The 18868-nt window shown below is 50.7% G+C and carries 22 protein-coding genes; 9 read left to right on the top strand and 13 right to left on the bottom strand.

All coding sequences use genetic code 11. The annotated features are described in order from the left end of the window. Nucleotides 1-109: 109 nt before the first annotated feature. Nucleotides 110-694 (top strand): hypothetical protein, encoded by a 585-nt coding sequence (locus ABXT40_RS11580; protein ID WP_443645754.1) that lies wholly within the window; start codon nucleotides 110-112, stop codon nucleotides 692-694. 59 nt (nucleotides 695-753) lie between these two features. Here the strand turns inward: ABXT40_RS11580 and nth are convergent, their stop codons facing one another. The 5 genes from nth to ABXT40_RS11555 form a co-directional block, all read right to left on the bottom strand. Next, nucleotides 754-1398, bottom strand: coding sequence for an endonuclease III (gene nth, locus ABXT40_RS11575; RefSeq protein WP_443645753.1), 645 nt, complete (start codon nucleotides 1396-1398; stop codon nucleotides 754-756). Nucleotides 1399-1400: 2 nt separating this feature from the next. After that, nucleotides 1401-2201 carry a 4-hydroxy-tetrahydrodipicolinate reductase gene (gene dapB, locus ABXT40_RS11570; RefSeq protein ID WP_443645752.1) on the bottom strand — a complete coding sequence of 267 codons (801 nt, stop codon included), beginning with the start codon at nucleotides 2199-2201 and terminating at the stop codon, nucleotides 1401-1403. A 225-nt stretch (nucleotides 2202-2426) separates the two neighbouring features. Next, a complete protein-coding gene (gene dnaJ / locus ABXT40_RS11565) occupies nucleotides 2427-3551 on the bottom strand; it encodes a molecular chaperone DnaJ (protein WP_443645751.1) in 1125 nt (374 codons plus the stop codon). A 68-nt stretch (nucleotides 3552-3619) separates the two neighbouring features. Next, nucleotides 3620-5530, bottom strand: coding sequence for a molecular chaperone DnaK (gene dnaK, locus ABXT40_RS11560; RefSeq protein ID WP_443645750.1), 1911 nt, complete (start codon nucleotides 5528-5530; stop codon nucleotides 3620-3622). 322 nt (nucleotides 5531-5852) lie between these two features. After that, nucleotides 5853-6554, bottom strand: coding sequence for a nucleotide exchange factor GrpE (locus ABXT40_RS11555; protein ID WP_443645749.1), 702 nt, complete (start codon nucleotides 6552-6554; stop codon nucleotides 5853-5855). A gap of 291 nt (nucleotides 6555-6845) precedes the next feature. On the opposite strand from ABXT40_RS11555, the gene ABXT40_RS11550 reads away from it, so the two are divergent. Together ABXT40_RS11550 and ABXT40_RS11545 are read left to right on the top strand one after the other, a co-directional pair. Continuing rightward, nucleotides 6846-7550 carry a hypothetical protein gene (locus ABXT40_RS11550; protein ID WP_443645748.1) on the top strand — a complete coding sequence of 235 codons (705 nt, stop codon included), beginning with the start codon at nucleotides 6846-6848 and terminating at the stop codon, nucleotides 7548-7550. Nucleotides 7551-7769: 219 nt separating this feature from the next. Continuing rightward, nucleotides 7770-8051 (top strand): hypothetical protein, encoded by a 282-nt coding sequence (locus ABXT40_RS11545; protein WP_443645747.1) that lies wholly within the window; start codon nucleotides 7770-7772, stop codon nucleotides 8049-8051. 4 nt (nucleotides 8052-8055) lie between these two features. Here the strand turns inward: ABXT40_RS11545 and hrcA are convergent, their stop codons facing one another. Then, complete coding sequence (hrcA, locus tag ABXT40_RS11540) at nucleotides 8056-9075, bottom strand: heat-inducible transcriptional repressor HrcA (protein ID WP_443645746.1); 1020 nt, start codon at nucleotides 9073-9075, stop codon at nucleotides 8056-8058. A 170-nt stretch (nucleotides 9076-9245) separates the two neighbouring features. Here hrcA and rph point away from each other — a divergent pair, with 170 nt between their 5' ends. From rph to hemW, 3 genes are read left to right on the top strand one after another with little or no spacing between them, the layout of a single operon-like run. Next, entirely contained in the window at nucleotides 9246-9974 is a 729-nt protein-coding gene (gene rph / locus ABXT40_RS11535; protein ID WP_443645745.1) for a ribonuclease PH, read from the top strand. A gap of 30 nt (nucleotides 9975-10004) precedes the next feature. Beyond that, complete coding sequence (rdgB, locus tag ABXT40_RS11530) at nucleotides 10005-10625, top strand: RdgB/HAM1 family non-canonical purine NTP pyrophosphatase (RefSeq protein WP_443645744.1); 621 nt, start codon at nucleotides 10005-10007, stop codon at nucleotides 10623-10625. After that, nucleotides 10543-11826, top strand: a complete 1284-nt coding sequence (gene hemW, locus ABXT40_RS11525) for a radical SAM family heme chaperone HemW (RefSeq protein ID WP_443645743.1) — start codon at nucleotides 10543-10545, stop codon at nucleotides 11824-11826. The genes rdgB and hemW overlap by 83 nt, the downstream gene beginning before the upstream one ends. Before the next feature lie 49 nt (nucleotides 11827-11875). Here hemW and ABXT40_RS11520 read toward each other — a convergent pair whose 3' ends face one another. Beyond that, complete coding sequence (locus ABXT40_RS11520) at nucleotides 11876-13486, bottom strand: penicillin-binding protein activator (RefSeq protein WP_443645742.1); 1611 nt, start codon at nucleotides 13484-13486, stop codon at nucleotides 11876-11878. A 256-nt stretch (nucleotides 13487-13742) separates the two neighbouring features. Between ABXT40_RS11520 and rsmI the strand changes: the two genes are divergently transcribed. The 3 genes from rsmI (at nucleotide 13743) to gshB (ending at nucleotide 16431) form a co-directional block, all read left to right on the top strand. Next, nucleotides 13743-14594, top strand: a complete 852-nt coding sequence (gene rsmI / locus ABXT40_RS11515) for a 16S rRNA (cytidine(1402)-2'-O)-methyltransferase (protein WP_443645741.1) — start codon at nucleotides 13743-13745, stop codon at nucleotides 14592-14594. Nucleotides 14595-14848: 254 nt separating this feature from the next. Further along, the gene (locus tag ABXT40_RS11510) at nucleotides 14849-15454 is read left to right on the top strand and encodes a BON domain-containing protein (RefSeq protein ID WP_443645740.1); all 606 of its coding nucleotides are present in this window, start codon (nucleotides 14849-14851) and stop codon (nucleotides 15452-15454) included. An 8-nt stretch (nucleotides 15455-15462) separates the two neighbouring features. Next, nucleotides 15463-16431, top strand: coding sequence for a glutathione synthase (gshB, locus tag ABXT40_RS11505; RefSeq protein WP_443645739.1), 969 nt, complete (start codon nucleotides 15463-15465; stop codon nucleotides 16429-16431). On the opposite strand, the gene ABXT40_RS11500 is transcribed toward gshB, so the two are convergent. From ABXT40_RS11500 to ABXT40_RS11475, 6 genes are all read right to left on the bottom strand, one after another. Further along, nucleotides 16404-16550 (bottom strand): hypothetical protein, encoded by a 147-nt coding sequence (locus ABXT40_RS11500; protein ID WP_443645738.1) that lies wholly within the window; start codon nucleotides 16548-16550, stop codon nucleotides 16404-16406. The genes gshB and ABXT40_RS11500 overlap by 28 nt on opposite strands. Next, the gene (locus ABXT40_RS11495) at nucleotides 16513-16857 is read right to left on the bottom strand and encodes an ATP-binding protein (RefSeq protein ID WP_443645737.1); all 345 of its coding nucleotides are present in this window, start codon (nucleotides 16855-16857) and stop codon (nucleotides 16513-16515) included. The genes ABXT40_RS11500 and ABXT40_RS11495 overlap by 38 nt, the downstream gene beginning before the upstream one ends. Beyond that, a complete protein-coding gene (locus tag ABXT40_RS11490; protein ID WP_443645736.1) occupies nucleotides 16808-17173 on the bottom strand; it encodes a histidine triad nucleotide-binding protein in 366 nt (121 codons plus the stop codon). The genes ABXT40_RS11495 and ABXT40_RS11490 overlap by 50 nt, the downstream gene beginning before the upstream one ends. 2 nt (nucleotides 17174-17175) lie before the next feature. Further along, nucleotides 17176-17718 (bottom strand): GNAT family N-acetyltransferase, encoded by a 543-nt coding sequence (locus ABXT40_RS11485; RefSeq protein WP_443645735.1) that lies wholly within the window; start codon nucleotides 17716-17718, stop codon nucleotides 17176-17178. 191 nt (nucleotides 17719-17909) lie between these two features. Then, nucleotides 17910-18272, bottom strand: coding sequence for a helix-turn-helix domain-containing protein (locus tag ABXT40_RS11480; protein ID WP_443645734.1), 363 nt, complete (start codon nucleotides 18270-18272; stop codon nucleotides 17910-17912). Between the two features lie 2 nt (nucleotides 18273-18274). Continuing rightward, the gene (locus ABXT40_RS11475; RefSeq protein ID WP_443645733.1) at nucleotides 18275-18859 is read right to left on the bottom strand and encodes a Smr/MutS family protein; all 585 of its coding nucleotides are present in this window, start codon (nucleotides 18857-18859) and stop codon (nucleotides 18275-18277) included. Nucleotides 18860-18868: the final 9 nt, after the last annotated feature.

Raw genomic sequence — 18868 nt, 5'->3', positions numbered from 1 at the left:
ATGATAGAAGAACAAGGACAATGGCAATCAAAATCCAAAAGAGTTCGTGCAAAGACCGACTTTTTCAGCTAGACCCTAGGCCGTCAACATTGCTAACGCGGTGCGAAATATGCGTCACTTACATTTTTATCTGTTTGGATTTGCCGCGCTTGTTGCAGCGTGCCAGCCGGTGACGCCAACCACGGTCAACAGCAAAGCAGCCCCCACGATTACCGTTGCCCCTGAAGGTCAAACCGACATTGACCTTGTCGTTAGCACCGTCACGAAAACTGCCGATGGCACGGCTGGTTCGGGTTCTGGCACTGAAGCTGGTTCTGGCACCAATAACAGCAGCGAAGAAACAGCCATTGCCGCCATTCCGGGAACACCGCCCGTCCAGCCAACACCCGTTCAGCCAGTGAAAGTTCAGCCGCCATTTCGTCCAAAAGCGATGATCGGCTCGGCATCAATCTTTTTGGTTCGCGATCTTGGCATCGCCACGATGATCCGGCAGGAAGGCCCGATTGAAATCTGGCAATATCGTTTTGCCGCATGTGTTGTTGATTTCTTTTTCTATCCAGTAAACCAAGGATCATCGCAATTGGTCATTAAAGATTGGGATATGCGAAGCGCGGTGATTGGTGGCAGAGTTAATGAAGGCAAATGCCTTGCGGCGATGGATCAGCATCATCAAAAGCTAGTTGCCGGATCATAAATAGCGCCCCACACCACATCAAATGCGCCAGATTTAAAATGCCAAATCAAAATGCTGACCTATAAAGTCTTGGCTTTGAAAAGGCATAAATCGGCAATCACACAATCGGCACAATCAGGTTTGCGCGCCTTGCAGACATAACGCCCATGGAGAATCATCCAGTGATGCGCGCCTTTTTTCCAGCGGTCAGGCACACGGCGAAGCAATTCCTTTTCAACCGCATCAGGGGTTTTTCCGGGTGCCATGCCGGTGCGATTGCCAAAGCGAAAAATATGCGTATCAACGGCGATTGTTGGCTCGCCAAATGCTTCATTCAAAACCACATTTGCCGTTTTCCGCCCAACCCCGGGCAATGCCTCAAGCGCGGCACGATCCTGCGGTACCTCGCAATCATGCTTATCAAGCAGAATTTGCGATAATTTAAATACATTCTTGGCCTTGGTATTAAACAGGCCAATCGTGCGGATATGATGACTGATCCCGTCACTGCCGAGCGCCACCATTGCCGCTGGTGTATTGGCGGCGGCAAACAGGCCTTTGGTTGCTTTATTCACTCCAACATCGGTTGCCTGCGCTGAGAGAACAACCGCCACAAGAAGCGTAAAAGCATCGGTAAAATCAAGTTCGGTTTGTGGATCAGGTTGGCGTTGCGACAAGCGTTCAAAGCAAATATCAATTGCCGCAAGTTTCATTTTTACCGGCATGATCAGCCTTTCAGCACATCCGTCATATCGTAAAATCCAGATGGGGCCGTTGCCGCAAACCGCGCGGCGCGAATGGCACCACGGGCAAAAATAGCGCGGTCGGTTGCCCGATGCGAGATTTCCACACGTTCGGCATCACCATAGAAAATCACCGAATGTTCACCCGCTACATCACCGCCGCGCAAAACAGCAAAACCGATATCGCCCGGTTTGCGCGCACCCGTCTGGCCTTTTCGAACCATATCAGCAACATCATCAAGCGCAACACCACGCCCCTTTGCCGCCGCTTTGCCAAGCGCGAGCGCAGTTCCTGATGGCGCATCAACCTTATGGTGATGATGCGTTTCCAAAATTTCGATATCCCATCCGTCAGTTAGCTTGGCCGCCACTTCTTCAACAAGCTGGGTTAGCAAAGTGACGCCAACCGATGTATTGGCGCAATAGATAATCCTATTGTCCTTTGCCAGTGCCTTCAGCGCCGCTTCTTCTTCAGCGTCAAGACCCGTTGTGCCAATCACCATGGCGGTGCTTTTCGCTGCGGCAAGGCTGGCATGGTGAAGGCTTGCTGCAGGGCTGGTAAAATCAATCACAACATCGGCAACGCTAAATAACGATTCAGGATCACTGCCAATCACCACCCCATTTGCGCCAATTTGCGCCACCTCACCAGCATCACGCCCAATAAAGGGGCTGTCAGGCAGGTCAGTCGCGGCAACAAGATCAAGATCAGGCGCGGCAGTAATCGCGCGAATCAACATCCCGCCCATGCGCCCAGCACTTCCCGGAATTGCAATTTTAATCATGATCCTGCCTCGATTCCTGATGGCGGCGCCTTATCGATCGCACCCCATCTTTGCCTGCTATCGGTTGTCTTTGTTGTTGGCGATATTATAGGCGGCTTCACCCGCACGTCGCCAGCATATAAATAGCAGGCATGTTTGGGCAAGCCCTCAAATCACATCAGTGCGAAAACAGCATCCGATCAAAAAGCATGATTGCGGGATTAGCGGCGCACTAATCAGGCAGAATTAGCTATCTGCCCAGATGCGTTTGACGCGTTCCAAAAAGCTTGATGATTCAGGGCTGGTATTGCCTGAATTTGAAAAGGCTTCAAGAAGCTCTTTTTGCTTTTTGTTGAGATTGGTTGGTGTTTCCACCTGAACCTCGATGATCTGATCACCCGGATTGCCGCGCCGCAAGGCTGGCATGCCTTTGCCCCGCATGCGGAATTTGCGTCCCGATTGCGTGCCAGCCTCGATCGTTAACCGCGCCATTTTGCCTTCAAGCGTTGGTACATCAATGCTGCCACCAAGCGCGGCAACGGTCATCGGCAAGGGGATTCGCGCATGCAGATTGCCGCCATCACGGGCAAAGATCGGATGGGGGTCAACATTGACGAAAATATAGAGATCACCTGCCGGCCCGCCACGAAGCCCAGCTTCGCCCTTGCCCGAAAGCCTGATCCGGGTTCCGGTATCAACACCGGCCGGAATCGAAACCGCCAATGTTTTGGCGCGTTGAACACGGCCTTCACCGCCACAAGTCCGGCACGGGTCGGAAATAACCTGCCCCATGCCCTGACAGGCATGACAGGTGCGTTCAACAGCGAAAAAGCCCTGCTGCGCCCGAACCCGGCCAGCACCGCCACATGTTCCACATGTACTTGGCTTGCTGCTATCAGCCGCGCCACTACCTGAACAGCCATCACATTCAGATGGTACCGTGATTGAAATATCCTGCTGCAATCCGGTAAAGGCATCTTCAAGCGAGATTGACATATCATAGCGAAGATCATTGCCGCCCTGATTGCGCTGCCGCCCGCCACTGCCACCAGAAAATTCGGAAAACATCTGATCGAAAATATCGGAAAAGCCGCCGCCACCAAAGCCGCCGCCACCAAAGCCGCCGCCGCCGCCACCAGCGGATTGGTCAAAAGCGGCATGACCCATCCGGTCATAGGCTGCACGTTTTTGCGGATCTTTTAAAATATCATAAGCTTCGTTGGCTTCGCGAAACCGGTCTTCGGCCGCATTATCTCCCTGATTACGATCAGGGTGGTTGGCCATCGCAAGCTTGCGAAATGCCGCCTTAATAGCTTTGTCGTCAGCGTTTTTTTCAACACCCAATACGTCATAGTAATCGCGTTTGCTCATGCCTGCCACTTCTGCCGTGAAGATTCAAAAACCGGAGCCAATCACAGCTTCGACTTTTTTATTTTGGCTTATTTGCTTTTCTTTTTGCCGTCATCTGAATCGGCGTCAACCTCTTCAAATTCGGCATCAACAACCGATTCATCATCACTGGCCTCACCAGCATTGACATCGGCATCAGCTTCGGCCTGATAGGCAGCTTCGCCCATCTTCATCATCACTTTTGACAATTCGGCTGATTTCGATGAAATCGCTTCCATATCGTCACCATCAAGCGCTTCACGAAGCGCCTCAATTCCAGCTTCGACTTCGGTTTTTGCCTGTGGGTCGGCCTTGTCGCCAAGATCATCAATGGCTTTTTCAGCACCATGAACCAAGGCTTCACCCTGATTGCGGGTTTCAACTTCAGCACGGCGTTCTTTATCAGATTCGGCATTGGCCTCGGCTTCAGCAACCATCCGTTCGATTTCGCCATCGTCCAATCCGCCCGATGCCTGAATCCGAATTTCCTGTTCTTTGCCAGTGGCCTTGTCTTTCGCGCTGACCTTTACGATGCCGTTGGCATCAATATCAAACGTCACCTCAATCTGCGGCACACCGCGCGGGGCAGGTGAAATGCCTTCAAGATTGAACTGGCCGAGCGCCTTGTTATCAGCAGCCATTTCGCGCTCACCCTGACAAACCGAAATGGTCACCGCTGATTGATTGTCATCAGCCGTTGAAAAGACCTGGCTTTTCTTTGTTGGGATGGTTGTATTGCGATCGATCAGGCGGGTAAATACGCCGCCAAGCGTTTCGATGCCAAGCGACAAAGGCGTAACGTCAAGCAACAGCACATCTTTTACATCACCTGTCAGAACGCCGGCCTGAATCGCCGCACCGGATGCAACAACTTCATCCGGGTTGACGCCGCGATGCGGCTCGGTACCAAAAAAGTCTTTGACCTGTTCGATGATTTTCGGCATGCGGGTCATGCCACCAACAAGAATCACTTCGTCAATTTCTGACGCTTTGATTCCAGCATCTTTCAATGCCGCTTTACATGGCTCCATCGTGCGGGCAACCAAACCGCTAACAAGCTGTTCAAGCTTGGCACGGGTCAATTTGACATTCAAATGTTTCGGGCCGGTCGCATCGGCGGTGATGAATGGCAAATTCACATCAGTCTGAATCGAAGATGACAATTCAATCTTGGCTTTTTCAGCCGCCTCTTTGAGACGCTGCAAAGCCAATTTATCACCGCGAAGATCGATACCATCACTCGATTTGAATGAGTCAGCCAGAAATTCAATGATGGCATGGTCAAAATCTTCACCACCAAGGAAGGTATCACCATTGGTTGATTTCACCTCGAAAACACCATCGCCAACCTCAAGGATCGACACGTCAAACGTACCACCACCAAGGTCATAAACCGCAACAATGCCTGATTCCTTGCGGTCAAGGCCATAAGCAAGCGCGGCGGCTGTTGGCTCATTGATAATCCGCAACACTTCAAGACCGGCAATTTTGCCAGCATCTTTGGTGGCCTGACGCTGGGCGTCATTGAAATAGGCCGGAACCGTGATCACCGCTTGTGTAACCGTCTCGCCAAGATAGGCCTCAGCATCTTCTTTCAGCTTACGAAGCACAAAGCTAGAAATCTGGCTTGGCGAGTATTCTTCACCCTCAACCTTTACCCAAGCATCACCGTTTTTGGCGCCAACAAGTTCAAATGGCACCAGGTCGGTAAATGCCTTTGTGGATTTATCCTTGAACCGGCGGCCAATTAAACGTTTAATCGCAAAAAGTGTATTTTCCGCGTTTGTGACGCCTTGGCGTTTTGCGGCCTGACCTACCAGACGCTCACCATTTGCAAAGGCCACCATTGATGGTGTGGTTCGTGCGCCTTCGGCGTTTTCAATCACCCGAGGCTCGGATCCGTCCATAACGGCAACACAGGAATTTGTTGTTCCCAAATCAATACCAATAACCTTCGCCATATCTAAAGCTCCTTTCCCTGACCACTCACTGTCTTACCTATTGGGGTGACGTTGATTGAGTAGCCCTTTAAGACATTCCGCTCCCGTAAGGCGGAGCGTAACCGGCCTTTGGCTTGCCGGTTTTATCATTGCTGTTCAACTATCTATCGTTCATATAGGACTTATTATTTCGGTTACAAGAGGGGGGTCATCAAACAGTAAACACTGTCAAAATGGATCATTGCCACGATTGCAGCTAATCCCTATCCACCCCCATTTGTTCGTCTTTAGTTTCGTCTTTCTTCACCAAAATCATGCGTTAATTCTGGGTCTTATTTTCTATCTATTCATCGGTTTTCGATTGGTCATTGCTGGTCGCACCAGCCGCATCAGCTGTTTTTGAAACCCCAACCATGGCCGGACGCAACAGCCGGTCATGAAGAACATAGCCATGCTGGACAACCTCAAGAACCATGCCGCTTGGCTGGTCATTGGTTGGCACTTCAAACATTGCCTGATGCAAATTATAGTCAAATTTTTCGCCAAGCGGTTCAACGCGCTTAATACCATGTTTTTCAATAACTGATTGCAGCTCGGTCCAGCTAAGCTGGATACCGGTGATCAGCGATTTCACGGTTTCATCGGCTTGATCAAGATTTTCTGGCGCTGATTCGACAACACGCGCCAGATTATCAATGGCACCAACAAGATCACGCGCAAATGGTGTATGGCCATATTTCCGAACATTGGCGGCTTCGCGCTCGCTTCGGCGGCGCATATTTTCCGTATCGGCTAAGGCCCGCAATAGCTGGTCTTTCAATTGATCGCGTTCAGTAATCATGGCTGTTAACGGGTCTTGCGCTTCAGCATCACCCTTGATTTCGGCGCCAGCAGTTTCGGCACAAGCGGCGGCAAGCACGTCATTCAGAATATCATCCATAGCGCCATCAGTGGCAGCCTTGTCTGATCCGGCCAGATCCTGCGCGCCAGTTTCGGCGATCGGGTCTTGGGCCGCTTCATCATTGGTGGTATTTTGGTCAGTCATCTTTGTTTCCTTTTCGCTTCCATTACGGAACGCCAGCTTTATCTAGTGATCCTTGGCGGCTTCGCCAAGAGTAAAAAGCAAAAATATATCTTTTTGCCATGATCCGATATTGAATCACGTCAAAGCCATAGATAGCGATAACGAGATTTGATGGATCCTGACAAGATATTGTTTCTTTTGCTGACTTATGAGACATTAAATCCTCGTTATTAGAATCACGTCAGCATAACCATCAGGCGTGAAACGAGTATGGTAACCACTTTGGCCAAATAATGGTTGGACACGCCCGCTATGCAAAATGCACAAATCTGGAAATCAATCGAAGCGCTGTGCGACGAAGCCGAGGCCGTTATCAAAAATGGCACGCCAATGATGGCGGTGATCAAATCAACCGCCCCACCAGCAATGGCGCGCGAACAAAAACCTGATCAGGCTGCTGATGCCCAAACCGAAAAACCAGCATTAACGGTCTTGCCAAGTCAGGCACCACCACCAGCGGTCAATATTGTTGGTAAGACCGACCCATCGGAAAATGCCGATGATGCATCGCTTTCCAACGCCACAATGGCCGAAATTGCCGCCGCCATTGATCGGGCTGGCAAAGCTCCGAAAACCCAAATTATCAATCAACAGCCGCAAATCATGTCAGACCAGCTTCGCCATGATTTAATCACCGAGGTTGGCAGTGCGGTTCGCAATGTTCTAGCAAATGAATTGCCGCAAATGGTTCGTCACGCTGTCTCTGAATCGCTGTATGAATTGCTGACAACGACACCGCCAAAGGGTCCTGCCAAGGCCGACTCGTTAAGAAGCCAAGTCATCGAAGCCAAACCAGCAACGCGAAAAGCAGCCGCAAAAAAGCCAGCCACAAAAAAAACTACAGCAAAAAAGGCGGCTTCGAGAAAGACCCTAGCAAAAAAAGCTGCCACCAAAAAAGCTGTCACCAAAAAACCTGCCGCCAAAAAAGCAGCGCGCAAAACCACAAGCCGGACATAACCGACCAATCACCGGCGCGTTTTTGCCGTTGCAAGCCCGATTCAATAATGCCATGTCAGAAAACCGGTTTCGAAAATATCCCAGCCCAAAAATAATCCTGCCCAAAAATAATCTAGATTGGCGGTCTTCGCCATCGCGCTAAGGTTTTATTAGCCATACCAAACTATCCTGTCATGAAACGGCCATTTCATCCTCGCGACCATGATGGAGATCACGCGCATGAACCAAACCTGCGCGCCTTTGCGCTTTATCTGCCCAAATTGCACATCACCCTTGCCAACCCGCCCTTGGCGGCGGTTACCCGGCTGGCGCGGCATTCTTCTGGCCGTTTGCATCAGGCTTTTCATCGACGCGGTCGGGTTTCAATTGGAACCCGCCTCTTTGGTGACGCTGAAAGTGGCCTTGATGACCACACAGACAATATTGATCGATTTTTTGACGGCATCCAAAGATGGGTCAGATCGCTCTATACCGCGCTATAAATCATCGCGCTGGGAATAGATCATTAACGACCCAAAACGCGGTCAATCGCCTTGCTTGTATAATCAACCATCGGGATAATCCGCGCGTAATTCATATGGCGTGGGCCAAGAACGCCAATCGCCCCAATGATCGACCGGTCATTATTCCGATAAGGCGCAATCACCAATGAACAGCCAGTGCTGGCAAAAAGATTGTTTTCAGCGCCAATAAAAATTTTCACCCCATCGCCATCGCGTGTTGCATCTAAAAGCCGAAGAGCATTTTCGCGCGCATCCAACGCATCAAAAAGTCCACGAATTTCAGCAAGGCCTTCCGCCGCCTGAATATCATCAAGAAGATTGGCCTGCCCACGCAAAATAAGCGCCGCATCATCACCGCCGATACCATCTGACCAGATGCCAAGCCCCTGTTCGACAAGCGCGGTGGTCAGCTCGTCAAGTTCGGCCTTATGGTGGGCAATTTCACTGCGGATCAGGCTTGCTGCATAGATCATGCTGTTATTTTTCAATTTGGCATTCATGTAATTCGCCGCGCGCGTCATCGCTAACGCTGGCACGCCGGCAGGTAAATCAATCAACCGGTTTTCAACCTGCCCGTCCGACCGCACCAAAACCGCCAAGGCCCGATCAACGCCGATTGGGACAAATTCAAAATGCTGTAACTCGGCTTCGCTGCTTGGCGACAAAACCAGACTGGCACAATTCGACAGCCCTGACAGGGTTTTGCTGGTTTTATCAAGAAGCTGGTTAAGGCTGATTCCACGCGCTGCACATTCGCTGTCAATCGACTGGCGCTGCTCTGCCGGAATATCGCGGTTAAATTCCATCAGCCCATCAACAAAAAGCCGAAGGCCGGTTTCGGTTGGCACACGACCAGCCGATGTATGCGGCGCAAATAAAAGTCCTGCATCTTCAAGATCGCTCATCTTGCTTCGAATCGAGGCGGGCGAAAAGTCAAATTTGCCTGATCGGGCAAGCCGGCTTGACCCAACCGGCAAGCCATCTTCCAAATAGGCCGAGACCAGCTCATGGAAAATTTCCATGCTGCGCGGTTTTAAATCCTTTACACTGGCATCTGTCATGAAGAAAATTTAGGATAGCCCAAGCCATTTGGTCAATCGAAGAAACAGAGATGCGGCAAATTACCTTATCCCTTTACTTCACTGGCATATCGCTTTAACCAGCTCGAACGCTGCAACAAAGGATATTTATCATGACACGCCCTTCCGGCCGCGCCCTTGACGCGCTTCGCTCTGTTTCACTTGAACCATCGGTTTCGCTTCATGCCGAAGGATCATGCTTTGCCAAATTTGGCAATACGCATGTTCTCTGCACAGCATCAATTGACGAGCGCGTCCCCGGATTTTTACGCAATAGCGGCAAGGGCTGGGTAACCGCTGAATATGGTATGTTGCCACGTTCAACCCATAGCCGCATCGACCGTGAAGCTGCACGCGGCAAACAAGGTGGCCGCACGCTCGAAATCCAACGTCTAATCGGACGATCGCTTCGCGCTGTTACCAATCTTGGCGCGCTTGGCGAACGCCAGATCAAAATTGACTGTGATGTGATTCAAGCAGATGGCGGCACGCGGACAGCCGCCATCACTGGCGCATGGGTTGCGCTGCGGATTGCCTGCGAAAGATTGCTTTTGGCAGGCGCGATCACGCAATCACCGCTGACCGGTCAGGTGGCCGCTATTTCATGCGGCATCTATCAAGGCCAAGCTGTTCTGGATCTTGATTATGACGAAGATAGCGCCGCCGAAATTGACGCAAATTTCGTTCTGACCGCCGATGGCCAGCTTGTTGAAATTCAGGCGACCGGCGAAGAACATCCATTTTCGCGGGCAAGCCTGAATGAAATGCTGGATTTAGCCGAAACCGGCTGCAACAGCCTGTTTGATCTGCAACGCCGTGCGGTTCAAGATGCCGGCCTTTAAAAAGCCCTAACCAAGATGAAAGATCCGATCATGGCCGATCGCCAATTTACCGAAGATACGCTTGTCATTGCCACGCATAATGCTGGCAAGATGCGCGAAATTGGTACGCTATTTGCCGGTTTTGATATTGATATTTTATCGGCTGCCGATCTTGGTCTTGCTGAACCTGATGAAACCGAAACCAGCTTTACCGGCAATGCGCTTTTAAAGGCGCGCGAAGCGGCCATGGCGTCGGGCAAGCCAGCACTTGCCGATGATTCGGGTTTGGCGGTGATGGCCCTTGATGGCGCCCCGGGGATCTATTCGGCACGCTGGGCCGGACCGGATCGTGATTTCACCCTTGCCATGGATGCTGTCGAGGCAGCGCTTGCAAAAACCGGCAGCGGCGATCACAGCGCCGAATTTATTTGTGCGCTTGCGATTATCTGGCCAGATGGGGATGAGGTTTGCGTCGAAGGCAAAGTGAAAGGCCGGCTTATATTTCCGGCGCGCGGCACAATGGGATTTGGCTATGATCCGATTTTTCAACCCGATGGTCACACGATCAGCTTTGGCGAAATGAACCCTGATGCCAAACATGCCATTAGCCATCGCGCCGATGCATTTGCGCAATTGCTGGCACGCTGTTTTGGCAAAGCCGATGGCCGGTAACAGAAAATCAATGGTTTTTGATCAGGCCAGCCGGCCTTTTGCGCTTTATCTTCATTGGCCTTTCTGCCGCGCCAAATGCCCCTATTGCGATTTCAATTCGCATGTCAGCAATGATGTCGATAGCAAGATTTTTGGCGATGCCTTATGCACCGAAATGGCGCATATGGCGTCCCTGATGCCATCACGCCCGCCGCTATCAAGCCTGTTTTTTGGCGGCGGCACGCCATCATTAATGCCGCCTATATTGGTTGAAAGATTGATCCGCCATGCCGAAGATTTATTTGGCTTTACCAATGATATCGAAATCACCGCCGAGGCCAACCCAACCTCAGTTGAAGCAGACGCCATGCTGGGATTTCAAAAAGCCGGCGTAAACCGGGTTTCAATGGGAGTGCAATCGCTTGATGATGCCAGTTTAAAATTTCTCGGCCGTGAACATTCGGCGGCCGATGCGCTACACGCGCTTGATAAGGTCAAAAAGGCCTTTGACCGCGTCTCGATTGATTTAATTTATGCGCTTCCCGATCAAAGCCCGAAAGCATGGCAAGCCATGCTTGGACAGGCCTTGTCGCTTGGGCTTGGGCATTTATCTTTATATCAATTGACGATCGAAGCTGGAACCGTTTTTCACACAAGACAGCGGCGCGGTGAGGTGATGGCGCTTGATAATGACCGCGCTGCCGATCTTTATGAAATGACGCAGCAAATGACCCATGCCGCTGGCTTGCCAGCCTATGAAATTTCCAATCATGCAGCGCCCGGTCAGGAATGCCAGCATAATCTAACCTATTGGCGGGCGGGTGACTGGCTTGGTGTCGGGCCCGGTGCGCATGGCCGGTTTGCATTATTTGATCCAGCCGAAAACCTTGCGACCCGCAACGCAACGGTGACAAGACGCAGTCCGGCAGGATGGTTAGATGCGGTGGCGGCAAAAGGCCATGGCATCGACGAGACGCAAATTGACTCGCCGGCTGATTGGGCAAGCGAAATAGTGATGATGGGGCTTCGCCTGACAAACGGTATTGACCTTGGCGTGATCAAAAATCTTTGTGGACCATGTGATGACTGGCTTGATGGTGATGGCGTTGAACAGGCGATTGCGGCTGGCTGGCTTCGGCGCATGCCAAATCAATACAGATTAATCGCCAGTGATGATGGGCGGCTGCGGTTAAATCATATTTTATCGACAATTCTGCGCTAGCCAAACCAGCAATACGGTTCCCTAACTAAGCCAGCAGCAATTTTGACGATTAAATTTTGTTTGGTGCCGGACGAATGATCTTGGCCTCGCCCTTATTGATTTTGCGCAATTCAAAACTACGGATATTGCGGCCATTTGGCAGCAGGCGAAACGCCCCGCTATAGCCTTGAAACCCGCTATTGCTCACAAGCTGTTTTGACCAATCGCTATGATTTGATTGTGCCAAAGCCGCGACAAGCGCCATCGCATCAAACCCCACCCGCGCCAACTGGCCGGCCGGTTCTGCCCAGATTTCAGTCCAGTCAGCATCAAAACGCGCATCAAGATTGCTTGGCCGTGTTGAAAATACCCCGCCTTGAAGCGATGGTTCAACCAAAAGCTGACGCTGATTCCATAAGGCGTTGCCAAGATAAAGCGCTCGATCCGGCCCAACATCATAAAAGGCAAGGACCGGCGCAGTGCGAAGCGCAAAAGCCGGATCACCAGCAAAAATCACCGCATCAAACGGGCTGTCAGCAAGTGGCGTTTCATCAATTGGCGCGGTATAGCGGGTAAAAGTTCGAATGGCATTTTTCAGATTGGTTTCATCGGCAAGTTCATCATCACTTAGCACGCGAACCGCTTCAGGCGTTAACCCAAAATCGGCCAAACGTTGGCTTGCATGTGTCAATAGACGTTGCCCAAAAAGCGAATCTTGCGCAATCAGGGCAAAGCGGCGTTTGCCCGCGCTGACTGCATGACCAAGCAAACCATCAAGCTGCTGTTCAGGAAGATAACCCATCAACCAGCGATCGGCACCGGCAACATCGACATTATTTGACAGCAATAGCATTGGTGGCCGCGCGCGACCATCGCGAAGCTGATCGGTGACAGCGCGCGCTTGCGTCACCGCATCGGTGAAAAGCGGGCCAATGAAAATATCAACATCACCATTCAAGCCAGTTATTGCCGCGTTGCCAGCAGTTTCACCACCCTTTGTGTCGAGAAATAAAATCTCGATCTTGGGATTGTTGATTTTGAATAAGGCCATTTCAACGCTTCGCCGGATTTCCATACCAAGCGCTGCATATTCACCACTTAACGGCACCAAAAGCCCAACACGAATAACCCCATCACCTTTTGGCGGCATCTCAAAAACCGGCTCAAAGCTTTGCGGCCGAATCCGGCTTGATAAAAGCGCAAAGGCCGCATCAAGCGCATCATCACTTAGCGATGGATCAGCGCCAATTGGTATCGCTGGTTCAGTGGTTTCAATCACTTTATCATCGGTCTGAAATTGCCAGATGATCGAATCCATAATCGCATTTGCCGCGGCAAGATCGGTTGTGCTGTCCTGATCAGGTTTTTTGACATCTAGAGATTTTTCTGTCGACGATATATCTGGTGCGGTTCGATTGATGTTTGATCTGGCCTGGTTTGATGACCCAGATGATGCGGGAAGTTTTGGTATGGATGAGCTTTGTTGCGTTTGTGATGACAAGGCTGTTTTTGATATGGCCCGAATCGATGATGACGGCGTGGTGGCCGGTTGGCAGCCAGCAAGTGCAATCATCGTGACAGCCGCAATCAACCCTCTGGTCTGCCGCCAGCAAAAATAACAATCCTTAATCAAGCTTTGGCCTGATTGGTTTGACCGTTTATTTTCAAACATATTTCGCATATTCATAATATCCTACCAAATTTTGGCATTTTTTTGTTCAGCTTTCATAGAAATTTCAGCCGCAATTCCTCAAAATATGCCCCGGGCTTGGACACATTTTACCATGACAGCTCTAACCAAGCTTGTCATTGTTGCAAATTTCGACCCAGCATCATTCCCAATCAAACCATGATCGCCTTGCATTATGCACTTGTGAGGTATCTTGCCATCACCCTATACTGACGGTCTTATCCATGCAATTCAGGCGGCCAAAATCATGACGCAAAGCGCGGGACAATTGGTGGTCATCGCAACACCGATTGGCAATCTTGGTGATTTATCGCCGCGCGCGGCAGAATGGCTGCAAAAAGCCGATATTCTGGCCTGTGAAGATACCAGAATGACACGCAAATTATTGACGCTAACCGGTTTGCGTACAGCGGCAAAATTCATGCCCTATCATGATCACAATGGCAAAACCATGCGGCCAAAGCTGCTTGACGCCTTGCAAAACGGCAAGATGGTTGCACTAGTGAGCGATGCTGGCACGCCGCTTGTTTCCGACCCGGGATACAAGCTTGTTGCCGCTTGCCATGATGCGGGGATTTCGGTCACGGCAATCCCCGGACCAAGCGCAGTTCTGGCTGGTCTGGCTGCCGCAGGCCTGCCAAGCGATCGGTTTATATTTGCCGGATTTGTGCCACATAGTCAGAAAGCCGCAAAAACGGCCTTTCGTGAATTTGCCAATCTTAGCGTCACAAGCATCTGGTTTGACTCACCGCGCCGTCTTGGTGCCAGCTTACAAATGATGCATGAAATATTTGGTGATCGGCTGGCCGTCATTGCCCGCGAATTAACCAAATTGCATGAATCCTATCACCGCGACACGCTGGCGCTGCTTGCCGAATTTTATCAACAAGCCGCACCACCCAAAGGCGAAATTGTCATTCTGGTTAGCGGCATGACGGCAAGCGATGATACATTTGACACCGCCAAATTAACCGCAATGCTGCGCGAAGAAATGCAGGCCACAAGCCTTCGTGATGCGGTGCAGACGGTTAGCCAGATTTCCGGCCAATCGCGGAAAATCATCTATTCACTGGCCATTGATCTTGACAAGGAAAGTTGATCGCTAGCCAAATAGCGTGATGACAGCAACAGCGCATCACCAAAGTGGCATCATTATTCCTTGCCAAGAATCCGACATTCACAACTTTTGATTGCCAATTTGATTTCATCATCATTCAAGCTGGACAAAACTTTAGGACTGGCAAGATTACCCATATTCATAATGCAGGGTGATTTGCTGCAAATGACCTTGACCGATGATTCGCAAAGCGTCACATTAGGGACATCAAAACTCAAGCGATTAGGAATGCACATATGCCAGCTGTTCGTCGGGCGCGTTTCGTGCCAAACGTCATTTTTCTCTTGCTTGCAAGCGTTGGCCTTTCAGGATGCGCCAGCGCCGTTATTGGCGTTGGAACGGTTGCCGTTGCTGCCTCGACAACCGAAAAAGGGTTTTCCACATCGGTCGCTGATACCCAAATCCGTGCCAAGCTGACCGAAAGATTTTTCAAAAGCAACTTTTCGCTTGTAACCGCAGTTGATGTTTCAGTGAATGATGGGGCGGTTCTATTAACCGGCAAGGTAAAAACACCTGAAGAAAAAATATTGGCAACAAAATTGACATGGGAAGTTCGCGGGGTTCGCGAGGTGGTCAATGAATTGCAGGTTACTGATTCATCCTCGATCAAGGATATTGCCAAAGATCTTGCCGCAAGCGCGACCTTGCGCACCAAGCTCATCACCGACAGCAATATTTCGTCACTGAATTTCAGCATTGATGTTGTCAATGGCACAATCTATCTGTCAGGTGTTGCAGCAAATGCTGATGAAATGAACCGTGTGGTCGCGCATGCGCGTGATGTTCGCTTTACCCAGCAGGTAATTAATTACATCATCCTGCAAACCGACCAGCGGCTGTAATTCATTCGATGAGTCTTTCAATTGCCATTCAGATGGATCCGGTCGAAACGCTTGAGATCGGCGGAGACACAACTTTTGCACTTGGGCTTGAAGCGCAAAAACGCGGCCATAGCCTTTGGTATTATACAGCTGACAAGCTAAGCCTGAATGAGGGTAGCATTACCGCCCGCGGGCAGGATGTCGTCTTTTATGATCAGGCTGGCGCGCATTTTAAAACCGGCGCAATCGAAACACGGCCATTGCAGGAATTTGACGTTATTTTGATGCGCCAAGATCCGCCATTCGATATGGCCTATATCACCGCAACACATTTGCTGGAAATGCTTGGCCCGCAAACCATGGTTGTCAATAATCCGGCCGAAGTCCGAAACGCACCGGAAAAGCTGCTTGTCACGCTTTATCCCGATTTGATGCCAGCAACATTGATCAGCCGTGATCCGGAAACAATTATGGCATTTCGCCGGAAGCATAAAGACATCATCATTAAGCCGCTGTTTGGCAATGGTGGTGCTGGCGTTTTCCGATTGCAGCCAAATGATCAGAATTTAAGCTCGCTTCTGGAAATGTTTTTTGGTGCCAGCCGCGAACTAGTCATGGTTCAGGCCTACCTTCCTTCAGTTCGTGATGGTGATAAGCGCGTCATTCTGGTTGATGGTGAAGCTGTTGGCGCCGTCAACCGGATTCCCAATGAAGGCGAGGCTCGGTCAAATTTCCATGTTGGTGGCAGCGCGGCCAAAACCGAATTGACCAATCGTGATCTGGCAATCTGCGCCGCCATTGGCCCCGAATTACGCCGTCGGGGCTTATTGTTTGTCGGCATTGATATCATTGGCGATTACATGACTGAAATCAATGTAACCTCGCCAACCGGCATTCGCGAAATCCAGCATCTATCGGGCATTGATATTGCGGCACTAACATGGGATGCGATTGAACGCAAACACCCAACCTATGCAAGCAACGGCATCGCCCGATAAGCCAAGGCTTCGGCAAGCGCGGCGCGGCCAACCCTGTCATCACCAGCAAGATCGGCAATCGTGCGCGAAACCCGCATGATTTTATGATAGGCGCGCGCGGATAGATTCGCCTGATCCATTGCTGTTCGAAGCAGATCTTGCGCCGCAGGCTGGTGCCCCACTACAGGCACGCGCTGGATCGCCAAAATAGCCATAGCGACAGGGATCCATTGCCGCAACAAGCTGAAACCGCGCCGGATAGGTGACATGATGGTTGGCGCGGGCAACGACAATTGAGTCGATTTCAAGCGGTTGGCGAAGCGAATCGAGAACAACGCGCGGAAATCCAGCCAGTTCATCAAGAAATAAAACCCCATGATTTAGCCATCGCCTAGAGCTAGGATTTTGCCAAAACCAATGGCCCAACAGGCGCACCGCCAAGAACATGCATATGCAGATGTGGCACTTCTTGATGACTGTCCAAACCGGTATTGGAAATCACTCGATAGCCGGTTTTGCTGATGCCGGTTAATTCGGCAACACGATGAATGGCTTTGGTAAAGGCGGCCATTTCAACGGCGCTGGCAGTCGCCGCAAAATCGGCCCAGTCACAATAAGCACCTTTTGGAATCACCAGAATATGAACAGGTGCCTGCGGGTTGATATCAGCAAAGCTAAGGGTATGTTCATCTTCGTCGATTTTCTTGCACGGAATTTCGCCGCGCAGGATTTTGGCGAAAATATTATTGCTGTCATAGGTCATGGTTACAGCTCTTTATGATAATAATATCCCGGAACATAGGCACCATCGACCTTGGCGTAATGATCATTTGTCGCATAGCGTTTGAAATTGCGTGCCTCAAATGACTGAATGGCGCGATCCTGCGTTGCGCGGACATCAAGATTGATCATCAAAAACCCTTCAGATTTTGCCAGCGCTTCTGCCTCGGCAACAATCATTTGTGCAAGGCCATGACCACGCGCCCAAGGCGCAACAAAAAATGTTGTCAGTTGGCAGGCAAATTTCTGGGCTTCGTTGTTTTTTGGCGGGCGCACAATCTGACAGCTGCCAGCAATCACCTTATCGAGACGTGCCAAGATCAAATGCCGGTCGGGGATCATCTGCACCCCACGCCAGTAATCTTCCATCACCGATTTTGGTGGCGGCAACAACCAGCCAAAACCACCACCGGCAAGAATTGCCACTTCGGCCGCATCACTCAATTCATGAATATCGCGTTCGGTTAACTGATCCACCGTTTCGACAGACAATTTGGCAATATGATCACGAAGAATCTCGGGTGTCATTTGTCTTTCCTTTTTAGCAAGCCAACGAGGCGCAGCACAGGCACGGTCGCTTTGGGCTATGAAATACCGCCGACGGCAATAGGGGAAAATAGGCACAAAATTCATAAGGTCAACTACGTTGTTCTAGCACAAAAAAGATTTTTCACCAATTGACGCCTATTCACAGTTTTGTGAGCCATCACAAAATCGAACTAGGATGCGGTGAGCCGTTCAATTTCATCAATGAATCGCTGGCATTCACTTGCTGACAGCCGGTTGATATTCTGCGCCAAAAGATTGGCAAGATACACCGCCTCGGCGGTTTGATTGCGAACATCAATTGATGGTTTTGGGTGCGACAGGTTGGCCAGCCGTTTCAATTCTTCAGCATCGTCCCAGATCAGCCCAAGCCAAACACATATCTGATCGACAACAACTGGCGATGGCTGACCACGCGCACCAGTTTCAAGCGCTGATATATAGGCTTTAGAAACGCCTAAAAATTCGGCTTGCTGTTGCTGGGTCAGGTTTTTCTGGCGTCGCCATTCGCGCATTTTCAAGCCAAAGGGCGTCATCGCTATCGGTTCCGTTGGCGGCGCAATAACACATATAGCGCACCGCTGCCGCCATCATGCGGACGTGCCTCGGCCAAGGCCAGAACATGCGGCGATAAAGGCTGGCGTTTTAACCAATCGGGAACATGACCGCGAAGAATACCCGCCCCTTTGCCAGTGATGACAAGAACGCAGCGGCATCCATCGCGCGCTGCCGTTTCGATAAATTGCGCTAACCGGCTCTCAGCGCGTGCCGCAGTTAGGCCATGCAGATCAAGCCGTCGGTCAACTGGCACATCACCCCGAAAAAGCCGCCGCTGGGTACGGCCATCAATACCGGCCCGTTCGCCTTGACGCAAATCAACCGGATTGGCTTTTTTGGCTGGTGCTAATGATGGTGCAGCAATCGGCGGTCGTGCAGGTTTGGCTGGCAGTTTCTGCGGTCGACCAGAGGGTTTTACCAAAGGTTGTGCCAAATGATCGGATTGCGCAAAAATCGCGGCAAATTCAGCCAATTCAATGGTCGATTTTAGCGGTGTAACCTCGGTGATCACCCGTTGCCATAAAACCGTATCATCGTTTGATTTGATAATGCGTTTCTTGGGCATGTTGGGCCT

Origin of the sequence: Candidatus Ponderosibacter sp. Uisw_141_02, assembly GCF_048087665.1 — a bacterium.
Lineage (GTDB): Bacteria > Pseudomonadota > Alphaproteobacteria > Puniceispirillales > Puniceispirillaceae > UBA3439.
Note: the sequence above shows the minus strand (reverse complement) of the source record. Positions and strands in the feature narration are given on the sequence as shown.